This window comes from Methylobacterium sp. WL103 (genome assembly GCF_008039885.1).
In the GTDB taxonomy this organism is placed as follows: Bacteria; Pseudomonadota; Alphaproteobacteria; order Rhizobiales; family Beijerinckiaceae; genus Methylobacterium; species Methylobacterium cerastii.
The window spans coordinates 1-773 of record NZ_VRUX01001099.1 but is presented as its reverse complement, the minus strand read 5'-3'; the positions used below and the strand labels follow the sequence as shown (position 1 = coordinate 773).

The following is a 773-nucleotide window of genomic DNA, read 5'->3' as shown; positions in this document are numbered from 1 at the left end:
CCCGACAAGGCGGCGCGCGCGCCGGCGGCCGACCTCGCCCCGAAGCTCGCCGCGCTCCAGGGCGAGGTCGAGACGCGCACCAAGGCGAACGCCGAGGCCGACCAGGCGCTCGGGCAGCGCCTCGACGCCCTGCAGAAGACCCTCGACGACCGGGTGAAGGCCGCCACCGAGGCGGTCCAGACCGCGACCCAGGCCAGCCGCGAGGCGGCCGAGGCCGGCAGGAGCACGGCCGAGGCGGCGACCAAGGCCCTCGACCGGCGCCTGCAGGAGCAGGCGGAGAAGGTCGCGGCCCTCGACAAGGCGGTGGCCCTGCGGGCCGAGGCCAGCACCGTACAGGCCGCGCTGAAGGTCGTCACAGCGGACCGGATCGCCGCCGCGCTCGACGCCGGCGTGCCCTATGCCGAGCCGCTGGCGACCCTGCGCAAGCTCGAGACCGGCGACACGAGCCGGATCGACGCCCTGGCGCCCTTCGCCGACAAGGGCGCGCCCACGGCCGACCAGCTCGCCGCCGAGTTCCGGCCGATCACCGACAAGGCGGCGGCGGCGCGCAAGGCGGCGGCCTCCAAGGACGTGGCCGCCAACGGCGACCTGAAGAGCCGCTTCCTCAGCATCGCGGATTCGATCGTGCAGGTCCGCAAGGTCGACGCGCCGCAAACGGCCGAGGCCGCCGACACCGATCCGGTGGCGAAGGTCCAGGCGGCGCTCGACAGCGGCGCGCTGCTCGAGGCGTCGCAGGCCTACGCGGCGATGCCGCAGGACCTGAAGGCGCAGGC

General features: G+C 75.5%; 1 pseudogene. It reads left to right on the top strand.

Annotated features, from left to right (window positions below):
* A pseudogene (locus FV222_RS30325) lies at nt 1-773 on the top strand (translation initiation factor 2); the annotation flags it as partial.